This window comes from Polaromonas sp. P3_C2 (genome assembly GCF_056402675.1).
This window is the reverse complement of sequence record NZ_JBFUGX010000198.1, coordinates 1-6,719: the sequence shown is the minus strand read 5'-3', so window position 1 is coordinate 6,719 and position 6,719 is coordinate 1. Positions and strand designations below refer to the sequence as shown.

Genomic DNA, 6,719 nt, shown 5'->3' with positions numbered 1-6,719 from the left:
CCGGTATGCCGATACAGATGGCGCCAGCGTGATAGAGACGGTGCCGCTGCTGGCCAGGCTTTCCAGGGACGAGTTGCTGGTGGTGCTTGCCCATGAGGTCGCGCATGTTGCCTTGAAGCTCAGCCGTGACCGGACAAAAAGCAAGATGTTGGCGCAACTCCTGGTGGGCAGCCTGGCAAGCATTGGCGAGAACCAGGAAAGCGGGCTGAGGGAGCCGAAGTCTGCGGACCTRGTCAGGGCAGACCGGCTCGCCATGCGCTTGTCATCCGGGTTTGGTGTTGATGTACCGGCGTACGCGGCCATCATCCGCAAGCTGGTTCAGGATGAGGATTCTTTTGGTGCGCCAACCTACAGGCGCACGCGTGGAATTGATCTAAACCGTGAAGAAAAACTGCAGCGAAGTGTTGATGTCTGGAACAAGAACAAGACCTTCTACCCTGCGCACGCCGCGGACAGACTGCTGGAGCAGGAGGTGACCCGGCGCGCGAAACAGGTGTATTCGGATCCGGCAAGTGTCTTTTCGGCGAGTGCTGCTGCTGCGCAAAAGCAGCCAACACCCCAAACTGAACCCGCGGCAGAAAACGTCGTTTCTGAGGCGGCTGGTGCGTCGCCCGTTGCCCTTGTGCATGCCGGGCCTGTTCCACCTTCCACGAGCTTCGCGGACCTGGCCGATGCGAACGCTTTGCCCCGCGTGAGCCCACGGGGCCGAACTTTGTACCTTGAATGGTTAACCAAGCCTTTTCCCAGGGCTGTTGCCTTGTCTGACAAGGGGGCAATCGCACGCGCATACGGTACCGATGCGATGGAAAGAGCAGTACAAAATTGCCAGAAATTCAACAATCCCTGCCGCCTGTATGCGGTGGATGACAAGGTCGTCTGGACACAACCATGAACCACCTCACTATCACTTTGAACGGGCCGCTTGTTACCGTCACACTGAACCGCCCGGACGTGCGCAATGCCTTCAACCAGGAGGTCATCGCCGAGATGACGCAGGCTTTTGTCGAGCTGGGCATGCACGAGGAAGTGCGCTGCGTTGTGCTGGCGGCCAACGGCCCGGCCTTTTGCGCAGGCGCAGACCTGAACTGGATGCGCAGCATGGCCGACTACACCCATGCGCAGAACCTGGAAGACGCGGGCCGCCTGGCGACCATGCTGCAGGCTGTTTATGAATGCCCCAAGCCGGTGATTGCCCGCATACAGGGCGACGTGTATGCCGGCGGTGTGGGCCTGGTGGCGGCATGCGACATGGCTGTGTCGGTGGACACGGCAGGGTATTGCCTCAGCGAGGTGAAGCTGGGCCTGATACCCGCCACCATCAGCCCGTATGTGATTCGCGCGATGGGCGCGCGGGCGGCGCATCGCTACTTCCTTACGGCTGAACGTTTTGATGCGGCCGAGGCCTTGCGCATTGGTTTTGTTCACGAAGTGGTGACAGCCGATGCGCTGGACGCCAAGGTGGCCGAGCTTGTGAAGGCACTTGTCAATTCAGGCCCCGAAGCCGTGAAGCTGTGCAAACAGCTGGTGCAGGACGTGGCTGGCCAGCCCATCACGCCGGAGCTCGTGCAGATGACGGTGGAAAGCATTGCCGATGTGCGCGTGAGCCCCGAAGGGCGTGAGGGCGTTCAATCCTTCCTGCAAAAACGCAAACCGAACTGGATCACTTGATGCAAGCCCTGGACACCGCACAACTGATTGCCCTGGCCGGTGCGTTGGGCTGGGCCAGTGGCGTGCGCCTGTACCTTGTCGTGCTGCTGACCGGGCTGGCAGGGTTTATGGGCTGGGTAGAGCTTCCGCAGGGACTGCTCCTGCTGGCCAACCCGGTGGTGCTGGGTGTCAGCGGCTTCATGGTGTTCATTGAATTTTTTGCCGACAAGATTCCCGGCCTTGATTCGCTGTGGGATGTGGTGCACGGCGTGATTCGCATCCCCGCGGGTGCGGCGCTTGCTGCGGCGGTGTTTGGCGCCGACAACGGCCTGGGCGCGCTGGTGGCTGCGTTGCTGGGCGGCACACTGGCTGCCACCAGCTTTGCGGCCAAGGCCACCACGCGCGCAGCCATCAACACCTCGCCCGAGCCTTTCAGCAACATCGGTGCCTCGCTGGTGGAAGACTCGCTGGTGCCGGCCGGCCTGTGGTTGGCGATTGCCCATCCGCTGATCTTTGTGGTGGTGCTGGCTTTGGTGCTGGCGCTCAGCATCTGGCTGATCCGCGTTTGCTGGCGGTTCCTGCGTCAGCTGTTTATCCGCGTGGCCCGCATCTTCAGCGGGYGGCCCGACCCGGGCACCACTTCCGCATTTACCTTGAAGTCTCCTTTCTCAAAGAACGACCATGTTTAAAAAAATTCTTATTGCCAACCGGGGGGAGATAGCCTGCCGCGTAGCGGCTACTGCACGCCGCATGGCCATCCAGTCCGTTGCGGTGTATTCCGATGCCGATGCGGGCGCCAAACATGTTGGCTTTTGCGACGAGGCAGTGCATATCGGCGGCAGCGCGCCCAAAGACAGCTATCTGCGCTGGGAACGCATCATCGAAGCCGCCAGGGCCACCGGCGCCGAGGCGATTCACCCCGGCTATGGTTTCCTGAGCGAGAACGAGGAATTTGCCCAGGCCTGTGCCGACGCGGGGCTGGTCTTCATTGGCCCACCGGCGTCGGCCATCAAGGCCATGGGCCTGAAGGCCGAGTCCAAACAATTGATGGAAAAAGCCGGCGTGCCGCTGGTGCCCGGCTACCACGGCAGCGACCAGGACCCGGCCCTGCTCAAGCGCGAGGCCGACCGCATTGGCTACCCGGTGCTGATCAAGGCCAGCGCAGGCGGTGGCGGCAAGGGCATGCGTGCGGTCGACAAGACGGAAGACTTCGACGCGGCTTTGGCATCGTGCAAACGCGAGGCCATCAACAGCTTTGGTGATGACGCGGTGCTGGTGGAAAAGTATGCCCAGCGCCCGCGTCACATAGAGATCCAGGTGTTTGGCGACACGCACGGCAATTACGTTTACCTGTTTGAGCGTGACTGCTCGGTGCAGCGCCGCCACCAGAAGGTGCTGGAAGAAGCGCCTGCCCCTGGCATGACCGAAGCCATGCGCAAGCAGATGGGTGAAGCGGCTGTGGCTGCTGCGCGCGCCGTGAATTACGTGGGCGCTGGCACGGTGGAGTTCATTGTGGAGCAGCGCGCCGACGGCAGCATGAACTTCTTYTTSATGGARATGAACACGCGCCTGCAGGTSGAGCACCCKGTGACSGAAGCGATTACCGGGCTGGATTTGGTGGAGTGGCAACTGCGCGTGGCCTCGGGTGAAAAGCTGCCGCTGGCGCAAGATCAACTGCGAATCCACGGCCATGCCATCGAAGCGCGCATCTGCGCCGAAACGCCTGACAACAACTTTCTGCCCGCTACCGGCACGCTGCACGTCTACAAGAAGCCGGCGCACACGGCATTTGAAAGAGGACAGGTCCGGGTGGATGACGGCGTGCGTGAAGGCGACGCGATTTCGCCTTATTACGACTCCATGGTGGCCAAGCTCATCGTGCATGGCGCCACGCGCGAAGAAGCGCTGGCCCGGCTGGACGATGCTCTGGCGCAGACCCGCATCGTGGGCCTGAGCACCAATGTGCAGTTCTTGCGCTATGTGGTGCGCAGCCCTTCGTTTGCCAAAGCCAACCTCGACACCGCGCTGATCCAGCGCGAAGAAGCCGTGCTTTTCAAGCAGGAGCCGGTGGGCCTGGCCATGGCGGGTGCGGCGGCGGTGGCCAAGGCCCTGCTGGATGAGCGGGCCATGGAAGGCGCAGACCCTTTCAGCCGCCGCGATGGCTGGCGCTCGCATGGGGTGATGGAACGCCGCTTTGAGTTTGAATTTCACGACGAACCGGCCAAGGCAACGCTTGCCTATCTGCACGACGGTGCGCTGCGCCTCACGATTGGCGAGGCATCGGGCCCGCTGGTGTTTGCCGAAACCGCCCAGGGCATTGACGTGCAGTTTGCCGGCCAGCGCATGACGGCTGCCGTGTATGCCCAGGGCGAGCTGGACCATGTGTTCACCGCCAAAGGCGCCACGCAAATCCTGTCGATTGACCTGCTGGCCCATGCGGGCGAAGCGCAGGCCGAAGGCGGCCGCCTCACGGCGCCCATGCCTGGCAAGGTGGTGTCGTTTGCCGTCAAGGCCGGTGACAAGGTGAGCAAGGGCCAGCCACTGGCGGTGATGGAAGCCATGAAGATGGAGCACACCATTGCCGCGCCGGCCGATGGCGTGGTGCAGGAGTTGCTGTATGCGCCGGGTGACCAGGTGAGCGAGGGCTCGGAATTGTTGAAAATAGCCGTTTGATTTTTACTTTGCTTTGATTCAAACGGGATTCTTTTCATGCGCATCAGTTTTTGCTGTTCCGATATCAAACCCCAGCCCTGGGTAGACGGCCTGAAAGCCGAGTTTCCCGATGCGCAGGTGGAGTTGTGGTCCACTGGCGCGGCGCCGGCCGACTACGCGGTGGTCTGGGCGCCGCCCCAGCAGTTCTTTGACGAGCAGCCAAAGCTCAAAGGCATCTTCAATATTGGCGCCGGCGTTGATGCGCTGATGAAGCTGCGGCTGCCCGCCGGCGTACCGGTGGTGCGGCTGGACGATGCCGGCATGTCCGTGCAGATGGCCGAGTTTGTGTGCCATGCGGTCATTCGCCATTTTCGCGAGCTCGATGGCTATGAGGCCGATATTGCCGAAGGCAAGTGGTCGTACCGCAAGCCGCGCCTGCGCACCGATTTCCCCATTGGCGTGATGGGCCTGGGCGTGCTGGGCGAGCGCGTCGGACGTGCATTGGCGCAGTTTGATTTTCCGGTCAATGGCTGGAGCCGGTCGCCCAAGACGATTGAGGGTGTGCGGTGTTTTTCAGGCGATGCGGGTGGGCAGGGTTTTCAGGATTTTCTCGCGGCCAGCCGCATCCTGGTGTGCCTGCTGCCGCTGACGTCTGAAACGCGGGGCATCATGARCCTGGACACCCTGTCGCAGTTGCGGCCCGGCGGCTATGTCATCAACGTGGCGCGCGGCAGCCACCTGGTCGATGGCGACCTGATCACGCTGCTCGACAACGGCCACCTGGCGGGCGCCACGCTGGATGTGTTTCATACCGAACCGTTACCGGGAGATCACCCTTTCTGGAAACACCCGAAAGTCACGGTAACCCCGCACACCTCGGCCCGCACGCTGCGTGAGGAAAGCATTGCCCAGATTGCGGGCAAGGTGCGTGCCGTCGAGCGCGGGGAGCGGGTTGCTGGTATTGTTGATCCACTGCGTGGCTATTGAAGTTGTYGAAGTAGCTGTTGAAGCGCAGACCCCGGAGTTTCAGTGATGCCATCGTCCACGCCCCACCGCCTGCTCAGTGTTTTGGGCTGGTTGTTGCTGGTGCCCAGCGGGCTGACGGCCCTGGCAGCGGCCTGGCTGCTGGCCTCAAGCCTGGGTCTTGGCAGCGACACCCGTACGGTAGCCGGGCGGGTGGTGGGACATGAAGCGTCCCGCCTGAAGCTCAGCACGGGCCAGAAAAGCATTGTTGAATTTTCCGCACACGATGGCCGTACCCTGCGTGTGGCCGACCCCTTGGTGCGCCAGGGCGGTGCCGTCCATAAAGTGGGTGAGGCCGTGAAGGTGCGTTATCCGGTGGCAGATCCGGTGCAGGCCCAGATTGTGGAGTCGGTGCTGGTGCAGGGCTTTATCGGTGGGGTTCTTTTGTTGTTCAGTGCGCTGGGTGTGCTGGCCGGCTGGCTGCTTTTGTGGTTGCGCCCGCGTGGCGCGGCACTTGCGGCCGCCTGATCCTGAAATCGAATACGGAAAAAACCATGTCCTTGCCCTCCAAAGTCAAAATTGTCGATGTCGGCCCGCGCGACGGCTTGCAGAACGAAAAAGCCCAGGTGCCTGCTGCCGTAAAGATCGAGCTGGTGCACCGCCTGCAGGACGCTGGCCTCACTGAAATCGAAGTCACGAGTTATGTGTCGCCCAAGTGGGTGCCGCAAATGGCCGACAACGCCGAGGTGATGGCCGGCATCAAGCGCAAGCCGGGTGTGCGCTATTCGGTGCTGACGCCCAATATGAAAGGCTTTGAAGCCGCGATTGCGCCGCCGCGCGAACTGTGGCCCGACGAGATCGTGGTGTTCGGCGCGGCCAGCGAAGCCTTTAGCCAGAAGAACATCAACTGCTCGATCGCCGAAAGCATTGAGCGCTTTCGCCCCGTGGTGGAAGCTGCGCGTGAAAAAGGAATTTATGTGCGGGGCGCGATGTCTTGCACCGTTGGCTGCCCCTATGAAGGTGAAATTGCGCCTGAACGTGTGAGCATGCTYGCCGGCCTGATGAAGGGCATAGGCGTGCAGCATGTGGGGGTGGCTGACACGATTGGTGTGGGCACGCCGCTCAAGGTGCAGCGTGCCATGGAGGCGACGCTCAAACATTTCGACATCAACGATGTCTCCGGGCATTTTCACGATACCTACGGCCAGGCGCTGGGCAATACGCTCATGGCATTGCAGATGGGCGTATGGCAATACGACACCTCATCGGCCGGCCTGGGCGGCTGCCCGTTTGCCAAGGGCGCTACCGGCAATGTGGCGACCGAAGATGTCGTGTACATGCTGCATGGCATGGGCATTGAGACGGGCATTGACCTGGACAAGCTCATTGATGCGGGAAAATTCATCAGCGATTTTCTCGGGCGCAAGCCGAACTCCCGCGCGGCAACCGCGCTTCTT

The 6,719-nt window shown here is 61.8% G+C and carries 7 protein-coding genes; all 7 read left to right on the top strand.

The window, feature by feature from the left end:
- Positions 1 to 28: 28 nt before the first annotated feature.
- The gene (locus AC1DWI_RS10300; RefSeq protein ID WP_477724788.1) at positions 29 to 892 is read left to right on the top strand and encodes a M48 family metalloprotease; all 864 of its coding nucleotides are present in this window, start codon (positions 29 to 31) and stop codon (positions 890 to 892) included.
- Positions 889 to 1,668 carry an enoyl-CoA hydratase/isomerase family protein gene (locus tag AC1DWI_RS10295; RefSeq protein WP_477670075.1) on the top strand — a complete coding sequence of 260 codons (780 nt, stop codon included), beginning with the start codon at positions 889 to 891 and terminating at the stop codon, positions 1,666 to 1,668. The genes AC1DWI_RS10300 and AC1DWI_RS10295 overlap by 4 nt, the downstream gene beginning before the upstream one ends.
- Positions 1,668 to 2,336 (top strand): DUF4126 domain-containing protein, encoded by a 669-nt coding sequence (locus AC1DWI_RS10290; RefSeq protein ID WP_477724787.1) that lies wholly within the window; start codon positions 1,668 to 1,670, stop codon positions 2,334 to 2,336. Before AC1DWI_RS10295 ends, AC1DWI_RS10290 begins: the two co-directional genes overlap by 1 nt.
- On the top strand, positions 2,329 to 4,320 hold the full coding sequence (locus AC1DWI_RS10285) for an acetyl/propionyl/methylcrotonyl-CoA carboxylase subunit alpha (RefSeq protein WP_477724786.1): 1,992 nt from the start codon (positions 2,329 to 2,331) through the stop codon (positions 4,318 to 4,320). The genes AC1DWI_RS10290 and AC1DWI_RS10285 overlap by 8 nt, the downstream gene beginning before the upstream one ends.
- Positions 4,321 to 4,356: 36 nt before the next feature.
- Positions 4,357 to 5,286: a 2-hydroxyacid dehydrogenase gene (locus AC1DWI_RS10280; RefSeq protein ID WP_477724785.1), complete on the top strand. Its 930-nt coding sequence runs from the start codon at positions 4,357 to 4,359 to the stop codon at positions 5,284 to 5,286.
- A gap of 45 nt (positions 5,287 to 5,331) precedes the next feature.
- Positions 5,332 to 5,790 carry a DUF3592 domain-containing protein gene (locus AC1DWI_RS10275; protein WP_477670071.1) on the top strand — a complete coding sequence of 153 codons (459 nt, stop codon included), beginning with the start codon at positions 5,332 to 5,334 and terminating at the stop codon, positions 5,788 to 5,790.
- Between the two features lie 26 nt (positions 5,791 to 5,816).
- On the top strand, positions 5,817 to 6,719 hold a 903-nt coding region (locus tag AC1DWI_RS10270; protein ID WP_477724784.1), incomplete at its 3' end, for a hydroxymethylglutaryl-CoA lyase.